This is a genomic window from Luteimonas sp. A534 (assembly GCF_054072805.1).
Window position 1 is genome coordinate 167,366 of sequence record NZ_JBSVRR010000001.1, and the last position, 22,361, is coordinate 189,726.

Consider the following 22,361-nt stretch of genomic DNA (forward strand, 5'->3'; position numbering starts at 1 on the left):
TGCGGTACAACGGCGGCTTTCCCCCCAGCCGCTCCCGATGCCCACACCGATTCCCTCCGATGACGAGCTGCACGAGCTCGCTGTCCTTGCCGGCGCGCAGCTGCGCGAGAGCCACCACATGCTGGTCACGGCCGAGAGCTGCACCGGCGGCTGGATCGCGAAGGTCGTCACTGACATCGCGGGGTCGTCGGAATGGTTCGACTGCGGCATGGCGGTCTACAGCTACGAGGCCAAGCAGGCGCTGCTTGGCGTGCGCCCGCAGACCCTGGAGGAGCACGGCGCCGTCAGCCGGGAAACGGTGATCGAGATGGTGTCCGGCGCGCTGGTGCACTCCGGCGCCACGTTGGCGGTGGCGGTGACCGGCATCGCCGGTCCCGGTGGCGGTACCGAGGACAAGCCGGTGGGCACGGTGTGGATCGCGTGGAAGCGGCGCGGCGGCTATCCGCGGGCGCAGGCATTCGCGTTCGGCGGTGACCGCGATGCGGTACGCCGGCAGACGGTGGTGGAAGCGCTGCGCGGCCTGGAACAGCTGCTGTGAGCGACACGCGATGAGCATGCTCGACGCCCTGGCCAGCGTCAGGGATCTCGGCCGGCTCCAGGAAATCGCCAGCGTGTTCGTGCGCCACGGCTTCGGCGACCTGGTGCGCCGCAGCGGCATGGCGGGCGTGCTGGAGCGCGCCGGCCGGCTGCTGCATTGGGAGCAGGCCGTGGAGCGGCGTGAGCTGAAGCCGCCGCAGCGCCTGCGCCGCGCGCTGCAGGAGCTCGGACCGACCTTCGTCAAGCTCGGCCAAGTCCTGGCCACACGCGTGGACCTGTTGCCACCCGAGTGGATCGCCGAGCTGAGCCTGCTTCAGAACGCCGTGCCCGCGCTGCCGTGGGAGGACGTGCGGCCGCAGCTGGTGGAGGATCTCGGCGTCGACCCGGAAATCGCCTTCGCCCGGGTGGTGACGGTGCCGGTGGCGGCGGCGTCGCTGGCGCAGGCCCACCGCGCCTGGCTGCATGACGGCACGCCGGTCATCCTGAAGGTACGGCGACCCGGGATCGTCGACGTGGTCGAAGCCGACCTGCGGCTGATGGCGCGGCTGGCGGAAGTGGTGGAGTCGCAGCTGGCCGACCTGCGCCGCTATCGCCTGGTGGAGGTGGTGCGCCAGTTCCGCACGTCGCTGCGGCGCGAACTCGACTTCGCGGCGGAGTGTCGCAGCGCCGAACGCATCGGGGCCAACTTCGCCGACGACGACCGGGTGGTGGTGCCGCAGGTGCATTGGCAGTGGACCTCGGAGCGGCTCAACGTGCAGGACTTCGTCGACGGCATCCCCGCCGGCGATCTGGCCGCGGTCGACGCAGCGGGGCTGGACCGCTCCGCACTGGCGCGCGCGGGTACCGGCATCGTGCTCAAGATGGTGCTCGAAGACGGCCTGTTCCACGCCGACCCGCATCCCGGCAACGTCTTCTTCCTCCGCGACGGGCGCATCGCGCTGATCGACTTCGGCATGGTCGGCCACCTGGGCGAGCGCCGGCGGATCGAGATGGCGCGCCTGCTGCACGGCATGGTGGTGCAGGACGCCGAGGCGGTGGCCGACATCCTGCTGGACTGGAGCATCGGCGGCGACGTCGACGAAGAGCGTCTGGAGGCCGACACGGCGGGGGTGGTCGACCGCTACCGCGGCGTGCCGCTGAAGGACCTGCGCATGGGCACGATGCTGTCCGATGCCGCCGGCCTGCTGCGCAGCCACGGCCTGGTGCTGCCGCCGGACCTGGCGCTGGTGATCAAGGCCTTCCTGACGCTGGAAGGGTTCGGCCGCCAGCTCGATCCCGGCTTCGACATGGCCACCGAGGCGCGGCCGTGGCTGGAGCGGGTGATGCGACGCCGGTTCGCGCCGTCCGCGCTGGCCCGCCGCGGGCGCCGCGGACTGGCCGGGATGCTCGAATTCGGGGCGGAACTGCCGCGCGACCTGCGCCGGCTGATACGCGCGGCACGCGGCGGCCGATTGGGCGCGCGCATCGAAATCCCCACGCTGCAGGCGTTTGGCGACCAGGTCGATCGCGCGGCCAGCCGGCTGACCATGGGCGTGATCACCGCGGCGCTGATCATCGGTTCGTCGATCGTGATGAACAGCGTGGGCGGCGGCGCCCGCAATACCTGGTTGATGGCGCTGGGCGTGGCTGGCTTCATCGGGGCCGCGGCCCTGGGCGTGTGGATCGTGTACTCGATCTGGAAGGGCGCACACAGGCGTTGATTCCCGGTGCCGTTAGTAGTATTACTACTAACCATGGATCTCACCGACACCCAGCAGGCCGTCCTTGCCTTGATCGCCGAGCGCATCGCGGAGGAGGGCATGCCCCCTTCACAGGCGGAAATCGCCCGCGCCTTCGGTTTCAGCAGCGTACGGGCCGCGCAATACCACTTGGAGGCGCTGGAAGCCGCGGGCGCCATCGAGCGGGTTCCGGGGCGCGCGCGAGGGATCCGAGTACTGCGGGCACCGGAGCCGCCACAGGGAGCATTCGCTCTTGTGGGAGCAGCTGCAGCTGCGAATGTCCCGGCCGCGCCGGCACCCCCACACGACATTCTCGAGCTCCCCGTCCTCGGCCAGGTGGCCGCCGGCGTCCCCATCGGTGCCGACATCGGCAGCGACCAGATGGTGCTGATGGACCGCGCGTTCTTTTCTCCGGCGCCGGACTACCTGCTGCGCGTGCGCGGTGACTCCATGCGCGACGAGGGCATCTTCGACGGCGACCTGATCGGCGTGCACCGCACTGCCGATGCGCGCTCGGGCCAGATCGTCATCGCCCGCATCGACGACGAGGTCACCGTCAAGCTGCTGAAGCTCGGCAAGGACCGCATCCGTCTGCTGCCGCGCAATCCCGACTACGCACCGATCGAGGTCGCGCCCGGGCAGGACTTCGCCATCGAAGGCCTGTACTGCGGGCTGGTGAGGCCGAACCGGTGAGGGCGGGATGTTCGCCTGTTGCGGCAGGCCTGGCCGCCTTCCCCGGATGGCCCGCGGGCCGAACCCGGTGCGCGGGAATTCCCCACCGGCACCTGCGGCGTCAACCGCTGCCGTGGGCGCGCCGGCAGCACTAGTTTCAAGTGCCCGCCGCGGAGTCGCAGCCCCTGCGACCCCCGACGGACACACTGCACACATTCCCGGATACACGAGCTGAGGACACAACGATGGACGAGAACAAGAAGCGCGCGCTTGCAGCGGCCCTGGGCCAGATCGAGAAGCAGTACGGCAAAGGCTCGGTGATGCGCATGGGCGACCGCGTCGCCGAAGTGGTGCCGGTGATCCCCACCGGCTCGCTGCAGCTCGACATCGCGCTGGGCATCGGCGGCCTGCCGCGTGGCCGCGTGATCGAGATCTACGGTCCGGAGTCCTCGGGCAAGACCACGCTCACCCTGCAGACGATCGCCGAGTGCCAGAAACTTGGCGGCGTGGCGGCGTTCATCGACGCGGAGCACGCGCTCGACCCCACCTACGCGCAGAAACTTGGCGTCAACGTCGACGACCTGCTGGTGTCGCAGCCCGATACCGGCGAGCAGGCGCTGGAGATCGCCGACATGCTGGTGCGCTCCAACGCGGTCGACATGGTGGTGATCGACTCGGTCGCCGCGCTCACCCCGCGCGCCGAGATCGAGGGCGAGATGGGCGACCAGCTGCCCGGCCTGCAGGCGCGGCTCATGAGCCAGGCCCTGCGCAAGCTGACCGGCAACATCAAGCGCAGCAACTGCATGGTGTTCTTCATCAACCAGCTGCGCCACAAGATCGGCATCATGATGCCGGGCCAGAGCCCGGAGACCACCACCGGCGGCAACGCGCTCAAGTTCTACGCCTCCGTGCGCCTGGACATCCGCCGCATCGGCGCGATCAAGAAGGGCGACGAGATCATCGGCAACCAGACCCGCATCAAGGTGGTCAAGAACAAGATGGCGCCGCCGTTCAAGCAGGTCATCACCGAGATCCTCTACGGCGAGGGCATCAGCCGCGAGGGCGAGGTGATCGACATGGCGGTGGAGGCCAAGATCATCGAGAAGGCCGGCGCCTGGTACAGCTACGGCGAGGAACGCATCGGCCAGGGCAAGGAAAACGCCCGCCAGTACCTCAAGGAGAACGTCGCGGTGGCGCAGCGCATCGAAGCCGAACTGCGCGCGAAGATGGCGCCGGTGGTGGTTGCCAAGGCCAAGGCCGAGGACGCGCCCGAGGCCGATGAAGCCCCGGCCAAGGGCGGCAAGGCCGCGAAGGACGCCAAGGCCTGAGCATGGCGCGGCGGCGTGCCGGCGGCGCCGGGCATGACGAGGGGTCCCGCGAGGGAGCCGCGGAGCCGGGCGGGCAGGGCGCTGAGAAGCAGCGCAGGCGGCGGCCGGAGCTGACGCCTGCGCAGCGCGCGATGGGCCTGCTGGTGCGGCGCGAGCATTCGCGCAAGGAGCTCGCACGAAAGCTCGAGGCGCGCGGAGTCGATGGGGACGAGGCCGAGGCCACGGTCGAACGCCTGGCCGAGGCCGGCTGGCAGGACGATGGTCGTTTCTCCGTCGGCCTTGCCCGCATGCGTTCGCAGGCCGGCTACGGCCCGCTGCGCATCCGCGCGGAGCTGTCCACACACGGGCTTGGCGACGACGCCATCCGGGCCGCTTTCGAGTCACTGGCCGAGGCCGGTGACGACGATTGGCGGGCCGTGGCCCGTGACCTGGTCCGGCGGCGCTACGGTCCGGGCGTGGCCGACGACATGGCGCTGCGCCGCAAGGCCGCGGATTTCCTGTTCCGGCGCGGCTTTGGCGGTGACACCGTCCGGGCGGCCACCGCCTTCGATATCGACGAGGACTGACCGCCGGGGGCAGGGTGCTTCCAGCCTGCCGCGTCCTGCTAACCTAGTGGAATCCGAGCGTAGCGCCCGGCACCCATCGCCCGCCCCGGGCGTCTGGATGCCGGTGCATCGCCGCCTCCCACTCTCCAGCAAGCCCCCAGATGCCAGCCCCCGAACAGACCTCCACCCGGCCCACCACGGCCGACATCCGCCGCGATTTCCTCGACTTCTTCAGCAGCCGCGGCCACACCATCGTGCCCTCGGCGTCGCTTGTGCCGGGCAACGACCCGACCCTGCTGTTCACCAACTCGGGGATGGTCCAGTTCAAGGACGTGTTCCTTGGCGCCGAAAAGCCCGGCTACGTGCGCGCGGCCGACGTGCAGCGCTGCCTGCGGGCGGGCGGCAAGCACAACGACCTCGACCAGGTCGGCTACACCGCGCGCCACCACACCTTCTTCGAGATGCTGGGCAACTGGTCGTTCGGCGACTACTTCAAGCGCGACGCCATCGCCTGGGCCTGGGAACTGCTGACCGGCGTGTGGAAGATTCCCGCCGAGCGCCTGGTGGTCACCGTCTACCACACCGATGACGAGGCCCACGCCATCTGGCGTGACGTCATCGGTGTGCCGGAAGACCGCATCATCCGCATCGGCGACAACAAGGGCGCGCCCTTCGCCTCCGACAACTTCTGGCAGATGGCCGACACCGGCCCCTGCGGTCCCTGCACCGAGATCTTCTACGACCACGGCGCCCATATCCCCGGCGGTCCCCCGGGTTCGCCCGACGAAGACGGCGATCGCTTCATCGAGATCTGGAACCTGGTGTTCATGCAGTTCGACCGCCAGCCCGATGGTCGCCTCGACCCGCTGCCTGCGCCCTGCGTGGACACCGGCATGGGCCTGGAGCGCCTGGCAGCGGTGCTGCAGGGCGTGCACGGCAATTACGAGATCGACCTGTTCCAGGCGCTGATCCGCGAAGCGGCCGCGCTGACCGGCACCGCGGATACCGGCAACAAGTCGCTGCGCGTGATTGCCGACCACATCCGTGCCTGCAGCTTCCTCATCGTCGACGGCGTGCTGCCCTCGAACGAGGGACGTGGCTACGTGCTGCGCCGGATCATCCGCCGCGCATTGCGCCATGGCTGGATGCTGGGCGTGCGCAAGCCGTTCTTCCACCGCCTGGTGCCGACCCTGGACGCACTGATGGGCGATGCCTATCCGGAGCTGCGCGCACAGCGCGCCCTGGTCGAGCGCGCGCTGCTCGCGGAAGAGGAGCGCTTTGCCGAAACCCTCGACAGCGGCATGCGCATCTTCGACGACGTGGCCGCGCGCAGCACCGGCACGATCCCCGGCGCCGACGCCTTCCGGCTGTACGACACCTATGGCTTCCCGCTGGACCTGACCGCCGACATGGCGCGCGAGCGCGGCATGGACGTTGACACCGCCGGCTTCGATGCCGCCATGGAGCAACAGCGCGAAACCGCGCGCGCAGCCGGCAAGTTTGGCGGCGGCACCACGCTGTCCGCCGAACTCGTCGCGCGCATGGCACCGACGGACTTCCTCGGTTACGACAGCCTGCAGGCCGGTGGCCTCGAGGTAATCGCGCTGCTGAGCCAAGGCCGTCCGGTGCAGCGCATCGAGGCGGGCGAGGACGCCATCGTGTTCCTCGATCGCACGCCGTTCTACGCCGAATCCGGCGGGCAGGTGGGCGATACGGGCGAACTCGACGAGAAGGACGTGTCATTCACCGTCGAGGACACGCGCAAGTTCGCCGGCCAGTTCCACGGCCACATCGGCCACCTGCGCGCCGGCGTGTTGGCGGTGGGCGACCGCGTGCTCGCCAGCGTCGACGGCAGGCGTCGCACGTCCACCGTGCTCAACCACAGTGCCACCCATCTCCTGCACGGCGCGCTGCGCGGGCAGCTGGGCACGCACGTGGCGCAGAAGGGTTCGCTGGTGGCGCCCGACCGCCTGCGCTTCGATTTCTCCCACTTCGAACCGATCACCGCCGACGCGCTGCGCGCCATCGAACTCCAGGTCAATGACGAAGTCCGCGCCGACCACGGCGTCGAGACCCGTGAGATGGCGATGCAGGAGGCGATCGACGCCGGTGCCATCGCGCTGTTCGGCGAGAAGTACGGCGAGCGCGTGCGGGTGGTGAAGATGGGCGACTCGGTCGAGCTCTGCGGCGGCACCCACGTGGGTCGCACGGGTGAGATCGGCCTGTTCAAACTGGTGTCCGAAGGCGGCGTCTCTTCCGGAGTGCGCCGTGTCGAAGCGCTGACCGGCCGGGCCGCGCTCGATCATGTCGCGGCGGAGGAAGCGCGCCTGTCCGAAGCCGCGCGCCTGCTGGGTGGCACCACGGCGGAAGTCACCGACAAGCTGCGGGCGCTGCTGGACCGCCAGAAGAAGCTCGAGCGCGAGCTCGAGGCCATGAAGGCCCGTGCCGCCAGCAGTGCCACGGCCGACCTCTCCTCGGGCGCGGTGGACGTGGGCGGGATCAAGGTGCTCGCGGCCCGCATCGAAGGCCTCGATGCCCGTGCGCTGCGCGATGCCCTGGACCGCTTCAAGCAGCAGCTCGGCGACGCCGTGGTGCTGCTGGCCGGGGCCAACGACGGGCGTGCGGCCCTGGTGGCTGGCGTCAGCGGTTCGGCGCTGGGGCGGGTCAAGGCCGGCGAACTGCTGTCCCATGTCGCCTCCCAGGTGGGCGGAAAGGGCGGCGGGCGACCAGACATGGCGCAGGGTGGCGGCGACGACGGTCCCGCGCTTGAGGCCGCGCTGGCGGCCGTACCGGCCTGGGTCGCCGCACGCCTGTCCTGAAGCCGGGTGGCTTCCGTTACTTTCTGCATACACACCGCGGGCCAGTGGATCGCTATCATGGTTCACTTGTGTGAACCATCACGAAAAGCCGCCGGCCGGGGCCTTTCACGCGAGACCGGGCGCAAGACCCGGCCCCAGGAGTTCCTTAAATGTTGATTTTGACCAGGCGGGTTGGCGAGACGCTCATGATCGGAGACTCGGTCACCGTGACCGTGCTCGGCGTCAAGGGCAACCAGGTGCGTGTCGGTATCACCGCGCCGAAGGATGTCTCGGTCCACCGCGAGGAGATCTACCAGCGCATCCAGCGCAACGAACCGGCGGCACCTGCCGGTGAACGCGAAGGGGAGTAGCACGCGGGGTTTGCCGGCTGCGGGTCGAGCCGGTATTCTTACGCACCGCGCCGGCCCACAAGTCTCGCGGTAACCGCATCACCCGGAGAGTTGCCCGAGTGGCTGAAGGGGCTCCCCTGCTAAGGGAGTATAGGGTTTATAGCTCTATCGAGGGTTCGAATCCCTCACTCTCCGCCAGTTCCAAGGCGGAACAGGATTGACGGGGCAAAGCAGCCCCTGCATAATTCCGCTTCTGCGCAAACGCGCCCGTAGCTCAGCTGGATAGAGCACCAGGCTACGAACTTGGGGGTCGGAGGTTCGAATCCTTCCGGGCGCACCATCTGTAAAGCAAATGGGTCAACGGGTGAATGCCCGTTGGCCTTTTTTGTTTGCGGACGCATAGGCCCGGCAGGTCCACGCCCACGCCCGGCTTCTGACCGGGTTCCATCCGATGGCGGCGGCTCCCGCAGGCGCCGAGCCAGCTCCCGACGTGCGTGCCCTCGCGGTTCCCCGGTGATCCAAGGCTGCATTTTTGCACTTGGTGGATCAAGGGGACTAGCATGCGCCTTCGGGTTAAGTCAGGCCGTGCAATAGTTGGCCGGCTTGGGCCACGTCGATGCCCTGGTCCATCGCGGCCAGGTATCCATGGTGTCGAGAGGGGACAGGGGGTCGCCTAGAACAACCGCTTCCTGGAGCCGAACGATGCACCGATTATCCACCGCCCTCGCCCTGGCTTGCGCCGGATTGGTGTTGCCGTCCGTGGCGCTTGCCGCGACCTACAACGTCGGACCGGGGCGGCAATACACGCAGTTGTCCACCTTGGTCGACAGCGTGGATCTCGGGCCCGGCGACATCGTCCTGGTCGACGGCGGTACGACCTACAACGGCAACATCGTGGTCCGCAGCGCGGATCGTGGCGCGCAGGGCAACCCGGTGACATTCCGCTGGAACCGGTCGGTTGGGGCGACGCGCCCGGTGCTGCAAGGCGGCAGCCACACCATCAAGTTCCAGCAGTCCAACCATGTCGTCTTCGAAGGGTTCGACGTCAGGGGCGGTACGTCCTCATGCCTGTTCAGCGAAGCCCACGACGTGGTCGTCCGCGACACCATCATCCGCGACTGCCCATCCCACGGCATCCTTGGTGCCGACACCAATTCGGGCTCGTTCACGCTGGAATACAGCGAGGTCTTCAATTCGGGCGCGGGCACGCACCGGCACCCGATCTACATGCAGTCCGACCAGGTGGCCTACCCCGGTTCGGTGTTCACGATGCGCTTCAACCATGTCCACAGCGGCAACGGCGGCAGCCTGCTGAAGAACCGGCACGAACGCGCGTTGATCTATTACAACTGGTTCGAAGGTTCGGCCTACCAGGAGCTCGAGCTGATCGGTCCGGACTGCGAGACGCAACAGGCCGGATGGTCACCGGGGCTGCGCCGCGAGGATGTCGACCTGGTCGGCAACGTCATCATCCATACGTCGTCCTGGCGCAATGCCATCCGCACTGGCGGCGACCTCAACGGCCGCAGCTCCGGCCGGCTGCGGATGGTCAACAACACGATCCTGTTCACCCGCCCGGGCATCGCCAATGCGGTCCTGGTGCAGCTGGGGCAGGAATCGCTGGAAATGCACAACAACGTGATCTTCCAGACGGGCGCGGGGGCCGCACCGAACGTCCTGCGCGTGCATGAGGCGTCGGAAGTCGAGACGCCTTACTGTGCGCCGACCAGCCGGGAACCATGGTCGAGCGGCCGCAAGGTTGCGGGATCGAACAACTGGGTCCAGTCGTCGGCGACCCTGGTGCCGGCCGAGTTGAGCAGCACGCTCCGCGGCGCGGATCCCCTGCTGGCGAATATCGCCCAGTTCCAGCTGCGTCCTGCGGCCAACAGCCCGTTGGTCTCTGCAGGTAATGCATCGCCGGCGACGCCTCCCGGGTTCCCCTTCCCGTCACCGCTGACCCTGCCGCTGTTCGACCCGCCCGTGCGCGCCAAGATGGCCATCGGTGCGGAAGTGGCGCGTCTGCCTGGTACCCGGATCGATATCGGTGCGCTGGAGAATGCGAACAGTGCCCCGATGCTCACGCCTCGCAACGGCTCGGCCCCGTTGATACCGCCCCCGCTGAACGGCGCCTCGGCTCCCGTCCGCGCGCCGATGGAGCGGAGTTCCAGCGTGCAGCTGTCGCCAGCCAATGCGGCTGGAGTTGCCAGGGCTGACGCCAGTGCCGCAGCCGGCGCACGGATTGCGAGGAACCCCGCCGTGCGCAACGGGGCAGTCAGGATCACCCCGCCCATCGTGAAGCTGTGGCGAAGGTTCAGCCGCTGGATCCACGATCTGTCCGAAGCGGATGCCACGGCAGCACGCTGAGCCCGTGCTGCTGCTCCGGGATGGTGGTGGGCGCCTCAGTCCCCGCGCTGCGCGAGGAACAGCGGGTAGGGCGCGACGTCCACGATGTCCAGCGCCCTGCCGGCCACTTCGAACACGCCATTGACCAGGTCGGCGATGTTCCTGCGGGCTTCGAACGGCGGGTCGTAGAAGGCGCCCCGCTGCAGGATCGCGAAACCATGGCGCTCAAGCAGTGCGGCGGCGTCAGCGGCGTCGTGATGGCGGATCCCCGGGGCAGGGTGGCGGTCGAGTTCGCGCCGTCCGCTCATGCGCTTCCACAGGCGCGGCAGGAACTGCGAGGTCTTGGTGGCCAGGATCAGCTGGCCGCCCGGCCGGAGCACGCGACGGATCTCGGCCATGTACGCCGCGTCGTCGGGCACGAAGGGCAGCACCACGATCGACAGCACGATGTCGAAGCTGGCGTCGGGGAAGTCGAGGCCATCGGGACGACACAGGTCGAATGGGATCGGGGCGTATTGCCCACGCGCGAAGTCGACGCGACGAGACTCGACGTCGACAGCGTGGATGTCGGGGTGCGTTTTCGCTGCCTGCCAGGCGATGTCGCCCCAGCCAAAGCCGTAGTCGAGCACGCGCCCGGGCGGGAGTTCGCGGAGCAGGGCCAGCACGGCGTCATGGCGCCTGCGCTGGTGCGGGTCCAGTGGCGCGTCGCGGTGGAAGTGCGCCGGGACGTCGGCCAATCCGCCGCAGGCGTAGTCGGGTGTCATGGGTGATCCTTTCCAAGGCCGGGTGGGGGCCATCTACATGCACGCGATCGGCGGGGAAATGCGGCCGTCGAGCGATGAAGGCGGGCCGGTCCCGGCGCCGCTTCGCGTTCGATCAGGGTGTGACCTGCCAAGCCGGAATTTCGCGCGTGAACGAATCGAGAAGACAAGGCGGCTTCGCCCCTGTATGAGCTGCGCTTCATTCCGATCCCCCGCAAACCCCATCCTCCCTGCGCCCTCCCTGGCGGATGGACGCTGCCGGCGGTCGCCGCGATGAATGTCCTGCACCTGACCCTGTCCTACAACAACGGCGGCAGGCGCGAGGCGATCGCGGCGCTGGCGCGGGGGCTCCAGGAACTGGGCGTCAGCAGCCATCTTGGATGCCTGGACGAGTTCGGCTCCGGACCGTCCGAGCGCGCCCTGTTCAAGAACAGCTTCAGCCTGGATCGAAAGGGCGTGTTCGACATCGCTGCGCTCCGCCGCCTGGCGGACTATTGCCGCGAGCACGCCATCGACGTGGTGCATGCGCACGACGCTGCCAGCGAGGCGATGGCCGCGCTGGCGATGCCGTGTCGTGGTCCCGTGCTGCTGATGACCTTCCATCGGACCCGCGGATTCGAGTCGGCGCGCCTGCGGGACCGCCTGCGCAATGCCTTCGTGGGCCTGCGCGTGGGCGCCGTGGTCGCGGCATCCCGGGAACGGCGGCAGCACTACATCGACAACAACTATTTCGGTGCAGGCAAGGTGTCGTGCATCCCGCTCGGCATCGATCTCGCCCGGTTCAAGCCCGATCCCGCCCTGCGCGAGCGCACCCGCCGGCTGGCGGGCGCGACGGAGGACACGCTGCTGCTCGGCGCCGTGGGGCATTTCGGCGCCGACAAGGGCGTCGATCTCGCGATTGGCGCGTTCCAGGAGTTCCTGCGGCGCAATCCCGGGCGCGATGCGCGGCTGGCGGTGCTGGGCAGCGGCGACGCCGCCCAGGAATCGCACATCCGTTCGCTGGTCGCGCCGGAGTTCGCCGGGCGCATCGCCTTCTTCGGCTTCCAGACCGATCCCGAATGCTGGTTCCCGGGATTCGACGTGCTGATTCACGGTGCGCGCCGCGAAGCCTTCGGCCTGGTGCTTGCCGAAGCCCAGGCCTGCGGGGTGCCGGTCGTGGCGGCGCGGGTCGGTGGCATTCCGGAAGTGGTGGTGGACTACCGGACCGGAGTGCTGGCGCCGACCGCAACGCTGGAAGCGCTGACCGATGCGCTCGAGGAACTGGCGGCCGACGAGCCACGGCGGCAGGCGTTCGCCCGCGAGGCGATCGAGCACGCGCATCGTCAGTTCAGCCAGCGGCGCTACGCACAGGATTACCTGCAGACCTACGTGCGGCTCTCAGGCGTCCCCTGTCCCGAGCCCCGGGGGGCTGTTCCGCCGGCTGTCTGACGCCAGCGTGTCGGGGTCGCGCTGCGCCCCTTCATCTGCCCCGCCTGTCGAATTCCTGACTTCCAACTGTGATCCCCATCACGGGATGGGGATTGCATTTGCTTGCGGCAGCCGTTGCATTCATATACTGGCCGCTTGGGGAACTGGTTCCATCACCGTACTGCCGTGGGCCGTGAGGCACGCGACGGCTGGAGACACCTACCCACATGCGGTCGTTCCACCATAGCCATGGCATCAGTCGCGCAGTCATCCGCGCACTCTGGCTGTGCGCGCTCGTGGCGCTGCCAGCGCTTGCGAGCTGTCAGGTCACGGAGTCCACGACCATCAGGGCCGGCGCGGCGACGTCCGTGGCCGGGTCACCGCAGGCCTTGCCACGCACGATCGAGCTGACGCCCAACGCGAAGGTTCTCGACCGCGAACTGGTGAGCCTTGGAATTCCGTTCGCGCCCGGCGAGCTGGGTGACGCTGCGCTGGTGCGCATCATCGACGCCGACGGCGCGGAAGTCCCGGCGTTCGTGAAGCCGACGCTGCGCTGGTACTGGCTGGACGACAGCATCCGCGCGGTCAAGGTGCAGTTCTTCGCCGACCCGCGGCGGAACTACGCGTTCCGCACCGACCAGCGGCGCACGGCGTCGATCGACGAGGAGCCGTATGACCGGGGCACGCGGCCCGGCAAGATGGGCGCGCCCGTTCCGCGCGTGATCGCCACGCTGGACCCGCAGTGGCTGGTGCGCTCGCGTATCGCCGGGCATCAGCTGGCGTACGACCGCAAGCAGCCCTATGACCGCTACATCGACCGCCAATGGCAGTGGGCGAAGGATGTCGCCTATACCGGGACCCACGGATTTTTGTTCGATCGCGCGTCGGTGATCGGCTTGCAGTACGTGCGCAACGGGCGTCCGGAGGTCTTCGCCGAGTTCTACAACTCGGCGACGTTCTACCTGTCCGGGATCAAGACCGCAGGGCGCGGTGGCGGCTGGCCCGACTGCACGGGTGGCTGGGAGCTGGACGGCGTCAACGCCTGCGACACCAAGTACAGCTACATCACCCCCCACCTGCTGCTGGTGGCGCTGGCGGGCGACGATACCCGGCTCGGCGCCGCCACCGTGCAGCACATGGTCGACAACCAGGTGAAGGGCGGATGGGGGCAGCCGCTGGGCCCCTACAAGGGCGCCGGCCAGCCATGGACCGAGCGGAACACCGGCCTGGCGCTGGAGCATCTGGTGTCGGCCTACGAGCTCACGGGCTCGCCGGCGACGAAGCAGCACATCGTCGACGTGCTGGACTGGCTGCACGACCACCAGCAGGCGCCGCCCGAAGGCGATCCGGTCACCGGCGCCTGGACCCATTCCTGGCAGGCGCATGAAGGCAGCACCTACGACCCGGCGACGGATGTCCGCGGGGCTTCGCCCTGGATGAGCGCGAACATCGTTGGCGGACTGTGGCGCGCCTGGCTGGTGACGCAGGACGAGCGCATCCCGGTGATGCTGCGCGATTTCGGCCGCTACCTTGACCGCCATGGCTTCGCGCCTGACACGCTGGCCGGCAACTGGCGTTCGACGTGCAACGTCGGCGGCATCGTCGGCTGGTACTTCTCGTCGGGCACCGCGCCGGAAGAGACGATCGTCCGGATCCAGGACAGCGAAGGCTATGGATCCGATGCACACAATCCCGAGCTTCTGATGGCGATCGCCGCGGCGCGCCACTTCGAGACGGACCCGGAGTGGCAGCGCGCGCTGTCGCTGCGGGCCGAACAGCTTTCCCGATATCTCAACCCCGCTTGCGCATCGGTCTCGCACACCGCACGCGCATTCAATTGGCAAAATCGAAACCCGGAGTCCACATGGTTGCTAGTGCATTGAATCAACGCCACCTCTTACCGATCGCGGCTTCGCTGCTGTTTGGCGTCATCGGCGCCAGTACGGATGCGAGGGCCGCGGGACCACTGACATTCACCAATGAAGCGTCGCAGCGGATCGACACGCTGCACGATTCGAACTACCGCTTCGACGCGCTGTTCGTCGACTTCAACAGCGATGGCTGTCCTGATGCGTTCATCGTGTCGCACAGCGACTGGGGCGCGACCACCCGGCTCTGGAACAATCGCTGCGACGGCAGCGGCACCTTCCAGTACGTCCAGAACAGCGACGCCAGGTACTACATCGAAGGCCAGCCCCTCATCTCGGGCTGGGTCACGCGACTCGACTTCAACGGCGACGGCAAGCAGGATTTCTGGGGCCGCCATGGCGGCGCGATGGGCGCCCGCTACCGGAACGGTTCGACGGCCGGCGCCTTCCTGCCGCGCTTCGCCGCGAAGGAGAACGGCTGCGAAGGCTACTGCGCGTTCGCGGACATCACCGGGAGCGGCAACCTCGAACTGATCACCGACAAACGGCACGTGTCGAACATCGCGACGGGCGCCCAACTGCGGCCGGCGACGGGCAACAGCGCCTACCAGGTCGTCGGTGACGTCACCGGCAATGGCTGGCCGGACATCGTGCAGCCGGCGAACGGCGGCTACTGGCGCAACGACGGCGGCGTGCTGAGCTGGGTGGCCGTACCGGCGTTCTCCGGCGGCCAGAACATGCAGATCCTGCTGGCCGACTTCAACAATGACGGACACCTCGACCTGTTCTACCTGGACGGTCCGCAGTTCAGCAACAGCACCCGCGGCGTTCTTTTCCGCAACAACGGCTCCGGCGGCTTCGCCGACGTGTCGGCAGGGTCGGGCCTGGCCAGCGTGTCGGCAAGCGACTACGGCAACATCATCGCCGCCGACTTCGACAACGATGGCCACCAGGACCTGATGGTCGCCGGCGTGGGCGACTCGGTCAGGCTGTATCGCAACAACGGCAACATGACGTTCACTGCGTCCACCACCACCAACTTCGGGACCTCGTCCGGCGATGGCCCCGGGGGCTGGCAGTCCGGCAAGCCGCGTGCCGACGTCGCCGATTTCGACAACGATGGCCGCCTGGACATCATCAAGACGCAGTTCCAGAGCAACATCGGGCTGTGGAGGAACGGCACCAGCACGGACGGCAACCGCTGGATGAAGGTGCGCGTGCGTGGCGGCGGCGGCAACAGCGACGGCGTCGGCGCGAGCGTGCGCTGGTATCGGCCGGGGACCACCCAGCTGCTGTCGCACCTGCATGTGGTGGCCGCGGAGCAGAATCCGCAGACCCACCTGCATACGGGCCTCGGCGCACTGCAGGCCGCCGACCTGGAGGTCCGCTTCCCGAACGGCGGGCCGGTCCATCGCTTCCCCAATGTCGCCAGCAACCAGGAAGTCATCGTCTACCGCAACGGCTGCATGCTCACCGGATGGCAGCCGGGACATGGCTGGCCGCTGCAGGCGCCGCAGAACTGCAGCCTCGCTCCACCCCCTCCGCCGCCGCCTGCACTGAAGCCGCTGCACGGCTCGGCGCCGCTCATCCCGGGGATCGCGCCGCAAGGCACCATGGGGCCCGGCCCCGCACCGGCGTCTGCGACGGCTCCAGCCATCGTCGACACCGCTACGGGTACTGCGGCGCCGTCGGGTGCCGTGCAGGATGGCGCGGCGATGGCCGGTCGCGTGCTGTGGATCACGCCGAGGGCGCTTGTCTGGTGGCGGGGCTTCCAGCTCTGGCTGCGCAACGTCCTGACCGAACTGCAGTAGCCGGACGGCGTTCCCGCGCACTTGGCACCGTGGCCCGGGATTGAACCCGGGTCCGCATTCCCGGGCGGTTTCCGTTTGTAGCAGGTACGGGGCGGATCCCGGTCGTCATCACCGATCCGCCTGCGTCCAACCTCAGCGGGTGCCGCGCGGGATGCCATGATCGCCACCATCGTGTTCTGGGTTGCCGCGCTGCTGCTCGGCTACACCTATGTCGGTTATCCCGCCCTGGTCCTTGTGCTGGCCCGCGTGCGCCCCAGGCCGGTGGTGCGCGGCAGTGCACTGCCGACCGTGACGGTGGTGATGACGGTGCACAACGGCGCCGCCGATCTCGGCATCAAGCTCGCGAACCTGGAAGCGCTCGACTACCTGGCCGATCGGCTGGATATCGTGGTGGCATGCGATGGCTGCAGCGATGCGTCGGCGGCGATCGCCCGCGCCCATGTCGGACGCGCGGTGACGGTGCTCGAGTTCGCCGAACGGCGCGGCAAGGCGGCCTGCCTCAACGATGCGGTCGTGGCGGCCACCGGCGAGCTGCTGTTGATGGTGGACGTCCGCCAGCGCCTGGAGATCGACGTGCTGCGGCGGCTGGTGGCCTGCCTCGGCGACCCGGCCGTCGGTGTGGCGGCGGGCGAGCTGCGCTTCGAGGAGGCGGCGACGGGCTTCGCCGCCAGCGTGGACGCGTACTGGCGGTACGAGAAGGCGATCCGCCTGGCCGAAAGCGCTTCCGGGTCGGCGATCGGGGTCAGCGGCGCGCTGTACGCGGTGCGCCGCGGGCTCTTCCCGGTGGTGCCGCCGGGCACCGTGCTCGATGATGTCTTCGTGCCCATGCAGGTCCTGCGCGCGGGTCATCGCGTGGTGCTCGAGGCCGGCGCCGTGGCCTGGGACCGGCCTTCGCAAAGCAGCGCCCAGGAACGCGGACGGAAGCTGCGCACGCTGGCCGGCAACTTCCAGCTGGTGTCGCTGGCGCCGTGGCTGCTGGTGCCCGGCGTCAATCCGGCGTGGCTGCGATTCGTCAGCCACAAGCTGCTGCGCCTGCTGTCGCCATGGCTGTTGCTGGCATCGGCGGTCGCCAGTGTTTCGCTGGCCGGCCTCCACGGCGTCTACCTGCTGGCGGCCGCGGGTCTCGCACTGTTCGCCACGCTGGTGGTGCTGGCGCGCGCCGTTCCTTCGATGGCGGCCCTGCTGCCGGTGCGGGTCGCGTCCGCGTTCGCGCACATGAACCTCTATGCCGCACAGGCGTTCTTCACCTGGATCGGGAACCGTAGGCTGCACCTGTGGTGAGGCGCGCCCCGGCGTGCCGGGGCGCCCGGAGTTCAGTGCAGGTCGTGGCTGCGCTGGAGCGGGACGCCGGTGACAAGCAACGGACGTGAGGCGGCATCGGGATCGGGCAGCGGATCCCAGTCCTTGCAGAACAGCTTCTTTGCGACCTGGGTGGCGCGGTTGGCGATGCCGATCGGCGCGCCCAGCCAGCGCGCGACCAGGAAGGCCTTGCGCCGCACGACCCAGTTGTACATCGACTGCTCGGAATAGAAGTTGTAGCCCCAGCGCCGCTCGAACAGGCGCGACGACGGGCTGGTCAGCTTCCGGCCCCAGCGGTAGAAGAAGAAGCGCATGTCCGACAGCGCCATGCGCGTGCCGAGGTTGTCGAAGTGGATCACCGACTTCGGTTCGACCACCATGCTCCGATCCATCGCCGCGACCTGCAGCGAAATGTCGAGGTGCTCGCGGATCACCATCGACGGCAGCTCGATGCGCTTGAAGACGTCGCCTTCGAACAGCACGCAATGCAGCTCGAAGGTGCCGGTCCCCGTACGTTCGTCCGGCAGGTCGGGTACCTCGGTGCGGCGGAAGTGCTTGTGCTCGATGAGGTAGGGCGTGCCCTCGACGTCGACCACGCGCAGTTCGCCGGTATAGAGGTGGTTGCGCAGCGGGGCGCCGCGGTCGACGCCTTCGCGTTCGAGGATCAGTGGCGTGACCACGGCATGGCCGTCGGCCATGGCGTCGAGCAGCGGCGGCAGCCAGCCCTCGGTGACGCGCGAATCGTTGTCGAGCAGGACCACGGCAGGGGTATCGATCAGTGGCTGAACCTCGCGCAGCGCGTCCATCGGCGTGCGCAGCCCGAGCGCGAAGAAGCGTACTTCCGGTCGCCCCTGCAGGCGCTTGCGCACCGGATCCATGATCGAGGCGGGGTAGTCGAGGTCCATGATCCACAGCCGGAACGGCTGCGGCGTGTGGCGGTAGACCGCATCGACGCACTCGTCGAGCCCCGAGTAGCGGTCGCGGGGCGTGATGATGATGGTGACGTCCTGGTTCATCCGTTTGCTTCCTGTGTGAGTCAGGGCGTCAGGCTCCCCCGAAGTTGCGTCGCCTCAGCCAACGGTACGCGGGCCCGGCCCAGCGCTTCGCAGGCTTCTTCATGTTCCACAGCAGCCACTGCCGCTGTCGTGCGGTACCGGTGCCCTGCGCGAGCGCAGCGACGGTTTCCGCGTCCATGCCGCGCTGGAGCGCATAGCGGCCAATGAGCAGCCCCTGTCCCCGTTTGGCCACGACAGTGGTGGGTTCCGATGTGAAGAGATAACGGATTCCGCAGGCAAGGGCGGACGCCGCGACCGCCGGCGAATAGAAGCCGCCGGGAATCGATGCGACTTCAATGGGCACGCCAAGGACATCGGCGAGGCGATCCACGCTGTCACGCCACTCGGCCGACATCGCCGCGGCGGGAAGGCGCGAGATGTCGGCCGGATGGGTGTGCGAATGGCTGCCGACCACGTGCCCGGCCGCGGCCAGGGCGCGCAGGTCGGCTTCACTGACGAAGCCGGGCGTGCCGATGCGCGTGCTGGTGATGAGGAAGTGCCCGGTCATCGCGTGTGCGTCGAGCAGCCGCGCCGCGGCCAGGCTGCTGGCGCCGCCGTCGTCGAAGGTCAGCAGGCAGGCGCCCGGCTCGAACGCGTCGGCGGCGTCCACGCGCGGGAAGGCGAGTCCGCTGGCGGCGAGGCGAGCGACCTGTGCTTCGAACTCGGGCCACGGCAGCTTGTACGAGGCCGCGGAAGGACCCGGGAAACCGCTTGCGTCGTCCGCGCCCGCGTCGACCACGTCGTGGTACATGAGGCTCGCGACCCTCAAGGCGAGTGTCTTCCGTGGTTCGCCAACGAGGACGGGCGCGTGCTCATGGGGCGTCCGGACCGGCCGCCGCGGACACGCGCCGGTTGGGCGGAGGCGGCAGGATGAAGTCGCGCCAATCGTTCGGGTTGCCGCCATGGCCGGCTTCCGCCGCCTTGACGATATTGAACACCTCGCGGGCGTTGACGTAGTGCAGGACGAAACGTTCACCGTCGTTGTAGTGCTTCCCGAGGTGGCTGAACATCGCGTCCACCGCCGGACCGAGCACGACGTCCGCCTCTTTCTCGGGCGCGCCATGGGTGTGGATCTTGATGAAGATCCACTCGGGACGGCCTTCGACGTGGATGCCGGTCTCGACCCAACCGTCGACGCGCGCCGGCGTGGGCGGGTAGTTGGCGCGGATGTCCGCGTTCTCGACCCGCGGCACGACGCCGTGCCGGCGGTCGCGCCAGTTCAGTCCGACCGGGCCCTGCACCAACAGCAGGTCGCCCGAGGGGGTTCCTCCGGCGCGCACGGGCACGCCACGATCGTGCGACTTCGGCCGCAGCGGATCGTCGGTGGCGTAGTAGATCGAGTTGATCGTGCTGGTCTGCGTGTCGCTGGGCGCCGAGGGCATGGTGAAGTCGGCGTAGCAGCCCAGCTCGCGCAGCAGGATCAGTTCGTTGTCGATCCCGCACCAGCGGCCGTCGGGGCGCGAGTTGTCCAGGCACCAGTTGCCGTGGATGAACCCGAACATGAGTTCACCGGTGCCGGGATGCCGGGGCAGGGCACCGTGGCGATCGTGCAGGAGCTGCTTGAAGCGCGTGATCGACTCGCGGAAGTTGGCTTCGGTGTCGTTGTCGTGGTGCAGGTGCACCTCGAGCTCGCCATAGCCGTCGCGGCACAGCGCTTCCAGCTTGGCCAGGTGTTCCTCGAGGTACTCCTCTTCCGGGTAGAAGAAGCCGTGCTGCGGAGGGCGGCCATCGGCGTCGCGGTGGCGGTCGGCGAGCGTGCGGTAGTCGCGGCACCAGCGGTCGACCCGCGCGCGCTGGGTCTCGAGGTCGGGATTGCCGTGCATCGGTTCGTAATGGTCGACGAAGCAGAACATCACGTGGGTCGGGCCGGCGTGCGCTGGCCGCGCCCTGCGGCGCAGATAGGCCGGCAGCCAGATCTGCATGTTGCGCGCGCGGATGAAGCGCGCCACCACCAGCCCGGCCACCAGGACAGCGACCAGCACGGTGGCAAGCAACGCCGCGGCCATCCAGGACAACGGGGTCATGTCCATCACCGTCCGGCTCCCGGTACCAGCGACAACAGCTGCGTGGCGTTGTTGCGCCAACGTCGCTCATGCTCGATATAGGCGCGCGCCGCTGCGCCCACGCGCCGCCGTTCGTCCGCGCGGTCGCACAGATCGATTACCTGGTCGACGCAGGCCTGCACGTCCTTGCGGGGAAACAGCCAGCCGGTTGCGCCGGAGTCGATGACTTCGCCGATGGGCTCGTAGTCGGGCGCGACCACGGCCACGCCCATCGCCATCAGTTCGAACAGCTTCATCGGCGATCCGTACTCGTTGGAGTCGGGCAGGAAGGCGTAGTCCATGCAGGCAATCCATTCGGGGATCTGGTGGTGCGGCACACGGCCGGGCAGGCGAACGCGGTCGCCGAGTCCGCGTGCTTCCACTTCGCGGCGCACGGCCGGCAGGTCGGCGCCGTCGCCGATGATGAGCAGGGTCAGCGCGGGCGCCTCGTGCAGCCGGTCGATGATCGCCTCGACGAACGCCGGCACGCCGTGCCAGCGGGCGAACACGCCCATGTGGCCGCAGACGACGCGATCCTCGAGGCCGTGCCGGCGGCGCAGCGCGTCGCGGTCGTGGCACGCAGGGTCGAAACGGGCATCGACCGCGTTGGGCGACACCACCGACGGCGGCAGCTGCCCGTATTGCGTGGTGAGCAGATCCTTGAAATAGGTGGAGATGAAGACGATGCCCGTGGCGCGGGTCATGCACCAGGCTTCGATGCGCCGGGCCAGCGGCTTCAGCCATAGCGGACGCAGGCGCTGGACCACGGCCGAGTCATTGATCTCGAGGATGACCGGGATGCCGCGCCGTCGCGCGATCCACACCGTCATGAAGAGGAACAGGGAGTAGCGCTCGTAGATGAAGTCGGGCGGATCACGCGAAACCTCCCTGCGGATGCGCCACCAGGTGACGAGGTTGTAGCCGAGCTCGGCGAACTCGAACAGCACGCCCGGAAGGCGGCTGACCAGGCCGGCGAGGCGGCCCTTGTCCTCTGCCGGCGCCGCGGTGGCTCCGGCCGCCGTGGCTGGAACCGTTTCGCTTCCCGGCGCGACCTCCGGATCGGCACCGGGGAACGACAGCACGCTGACCTCGCAGCCCAGCTCGCGCAGCGCGTTGGCCACGCCGCGGATGTGGACGCCTTCGACCCGCCGGCCCTGGGTGCGGTGGTGGTAGAGGACCTTCATCCGCGGCCCTCCGGCATGGCGCGGACCGCGAAACCGTCTGCGTGCCACTGTGGCAGGAGATCGGCCAGCAGCTCCACCGTCGCGGCGGTGTCGTCATGCATCAGCACGGTGTCGCCCGGCCGTGGCGGATCGCTGCGGATCTGCGCCAGCAGGGTCGGCGCTGGCAGCAGCCGGTAGTCGAGGCTGTCGTAGGACCAGAACGCGATGGTGCGGCCGACGCGGGCGAAGTGGAGCAGCAGGTTCGCCGGCAGCGCGCCGCAGGGGGGGCGGAAAGGATGCGTCGGACGACCGTCGAATGCGGACAGTGCGGCGTCGGTGCGTGCGATCTCGTCGATCTGGGCGGACAGCTGCAGCTCGCCCATCCGCGGGTGGCTCCAGGAGTGGTTGCCCAGGGCGTGGCCCTCGTCGAGGATCCGGCGCACGAGCTCGGGATGCCGGTCGATGCGTTCGCCGATCAGGAAGAAGGTTGCGGTCGCGCCGTGTGCCTTGAGCAGGTCGAGCACGGGCGGTGTGAACTCCGGATGCGGGCCGTCGTCGAAGGTCAGGTGGAGCGTCCTGCCACGGGCCGGCGCGCGCGTGGTCACCAGGCGCGCGGGCAGGAGGCCGAGCAGGCGTGTCTTGCGGGATCGGGGCTGCACGGGTG

Annotated in this window: 18 protein-coding genes and 2 tRNA genes; 14 read left to right on the plus strand and 6 right to left on the minus strand. The window is 68.7% G+C overall.

Annotated elements, in window-relative coordinates:
• Positions 1-37 precede the first annotated feature (37 nt).
• From ACW5F0_RS00780 to ACW5F0_RS00825, 10 genes are all read left to right on the plus strand, one after another.
• Positions 38-538 carry a CinA family protein gene (locus ACW5F0_RS00780; protein ID WP_456964140.1) on the plus strand — a complete coding sequence of 167 codons (501 nt, stop codon included), beginning with the start codon at positions 38-40 and terminating at the stop codon, positions 536-538.
• Between the two features lie 16 nt (positions 539-554).
• Complete coding sequence (locus ACW5F0_RS00785) at positions 555-2,237, plus strand: ABC1 kinase family protein (protein ID WP_456998823.1); 1,683 nt, start codon at positions 555-557, stop codon at positions 2,235-2,237.
• A 33-nt stretch (positions 2,238-2,270) separates the two neighbouring features.
• Positions 2,271-2,948 (plus strand): transcriptional repressor LexA, encoded by a 678-nt coding sequence (gene lexA / locus ACW5F0_RS00790; RefSeq protein ID WP_456964141.1) that lies wholly within the window; start codon positions 2,271-2,273, stop codon positions 2,946-2,948.
• A gap of 224 nt (positions 2,949-3,172) precedes the next feature.
• Positions 3,173-4,255 carry a recombinase RecA gene (gene recA, locus ACW5F0_RS00795; protein WP_456964142.1) on the plus strand — a complete coding sequence of 361 codons (1,083 nt, stop codon included), beginning with the start codon at positions 3,173-3,175 and terminating at the stop codon, positions 4,253-4,255.
• A 131-nt stretch (positions 4,256-4,386) separates the two neighbouring features.
• Entirely contained in the window at positions 4,387-4,821 is a 435-nt protein-coding gene (locus tag ACW5F0_RS00800) for a regulatory protein RecX (protein ID WP_456965235.1), read from the plus strand.
• Positions 4,822-4,961: 140 nt separating this feature from the next.
• Positions 4,962-7,619 (plus strand): alanine--tRNA ligase, encoded by a 2,658-nt coding sequence (alaS, locus tag ACW5F0_RS00805; RefSeq protein WP_456998824.1) that lies wholly within the window; start codon positions 4,962-4,964, stop codon positions 7,617-7,619.
• A 149-nt stretch (positions 7,620-7,768) separates the two neighbouring features.
• Positions 7,769-7,969: a carbon storage regulator CsrA gene (gene csrA, locus ACW5F0_RS00810; protein ID WP_456964144.1), complete on the plus strand. Its 201-nt coding sequence runs from the start codon at positions 7,769-7,771 to the stop codon at positions 7,967-7,969.
• An 84-nt stretch (positions 7,970-8,053) separates the two neighbouring features.
• Positions 8,054-8,146, plus strand: a tRNA-Ser gene (locus ACW5F0_RS00815).
• Positions 8,147-8,211: 65 nt separating this feature from the next.
• A tRNA-Arg gene (locus ACW5F0_RS00820) sits at positions 8,212-8,288 on the plus strand.
• 419 nt (positions 8,289-8,707) lie between these two features.
• Positions 8,708-10,312 (plus strand): hypothetical protein, encoded by a 1,605-nt coding sequence (locus ACW5F0_RS00825; protein ID WP_456964145.1) that lies wholly within the window; start codon positions 8,708-8,710, stop codon positions 10,310-10,312.
• Between the two features lie 35 nt (positions 10,313-10,347).
• On the opposite strand, the gene ACW5F0_RS00830 is transcribed toward ACW5F0_RS00825, so the two are convergent.
• Positions 10,348-11,055, minus strand: coding sequence for a class I SAM-dependent methyltransferase (locus ACW5F0_RS00830; protein ID WP_456964146.1), 708 nt, complete (start codon positions 11,053-11,055; stop codon positions 10,348-10,350).
• A gap of 270 nt (positions 11,056-11,325) precedes the next feature.
• On the opposite strand from ACW5F0_RS00830, the gene ACW5F0_RS00835 reads away from it, so the two are divergent.
• The 4 genes from ACW5F0_RS00835 to ACW5F0_RS00850 all read left to right on the plus strand — a co-directional run bounded on the left by ACW5F0_RS00835 (position 11,326) and on the right by ACW5F0_RS00850 (position 17,419).
• Positions 11,326-12,480, plus strand: a complete 1,155-nt coding sequence (locus ACW5F0_RS00835) for a glycosyltransferase family 4 protein (RefSeq protein ID WP_456964147.1) — start codon at positions 11,326-11,328, stop codon at positions 12,478-12,480.
• A 206-nt stretch (positions 12,481-12,686) separates the two neighbouring features.
• The gene (locus tag ACW5F0_RS00840; RefSeq protein ID WP_456964148.1) at positions 12,687-14,342 is read left to right on the plus strand and encodes a hypothetical protein; all 1,656 of its coding nucleotides are present in this window, start codon (positions 12,687-12,689) and stop codon (positions 14,340-14,342) included.
• Complete coding sequence (locus ACW5F0_RS00845; protein WP_456998825.1) at positions 14,339-16,138, plus strand: FG-GAP repeat domain-containing protein; 1,800 nt, start codon at positions 14,339-14,341, stop codon at positions 16,136-16,138. The genes ACW5F0_RS00840 and ACW5F0_RS00845 overlap by 4 nt, the downstream gene beginning before the upstream one ends.
• A gap of 156 nt (positions 16,139-16,294) precedes the next feature.
• Positions 16,295-17,419 carry a glycosyltransferase family 2 protein gene (locus tag ACW5F0_RS00850; RefSeq protein ID WP_456964150.1) on the plus strand — a complete coding sequence of 375 codons (1,125 nt, stop codon included), beginning with the start codon at positions 16,295-16,297 and terminating at the stop codon, positions 17,417-17,419.
• 32 nt (positions 17,420-17,451) lie between these two features.
• Here ACW5F0_RS00850 and ACW5F0_RS00855 read toward each other — a convergent pair whose 3' ends face one another.
• Genes ACW5F0_RS00855 through ACW5F0_RS00875 form a run of 5 tightly spaced genes read right to left on the minus strand, consistent with a single transcriptional unit; the run spans position 17,452 to position 22,356 of the window.
• A complete protein-coding gene (locus ACW5F0_RS00855) occupies positions 17,452-18,453 on the minus strand; it encodes a glycosyltransferase family 2 protein (RefSeq protein WP_456998826.1) in 1,002 nt (333 codons plus the stop codon).
• A 28-nt stretch (positions 18,454-18,481) separates the two neighbouring features.
• Entirely contained in the window at positions 18,482-19,261 is a 780-nt protein-coding gene (locus ACW5F0_RS00860; protein ID WP_456998828.1) for a polysaccharide deacetylase family protein, read from the minus strand.
• 43 nt (positions 19,262-19,304) lie between these two features.
• Positions 19,305-20,516: a hypothetical protein gene (locus ACW5F0_RS00865; protein WP_456964153.1), complete on the minus strand. Its 1,212-nt coding sequence runs from the start codon at positions 20,514-20,516 to the stop codon at positions 19,305-19,307.
• Between the two features lie 5 nt (positions 20,517-20,521).
• A complete protein-coding gene (locus ACW5F0_RS00870) occupies positions 20,522-21,718 on the minus strand; it encodes a glycosyltransferase (protein WP_456998829.1) in 1,197 nt (398 codons plus the stop codon).
• Positions 21,715-22,356, minus strand: coding sequence for a polysaccharide deacetylase family protein (locus ACW5F0_RS00875; RefSeq protein WP_456964155.1), 642 nt, complete (start codon positions 22,354-22,356; stop codon positions 21,715-21,717). The genes ACW5F0_RS00870 and ACW5F0_RS00875 overlap by 4 nt, the downstream gene beginning before the upstream one ends.
• Between the last annotated feature and the right edge of the window lie 5 nt (positions 22,357-22,361).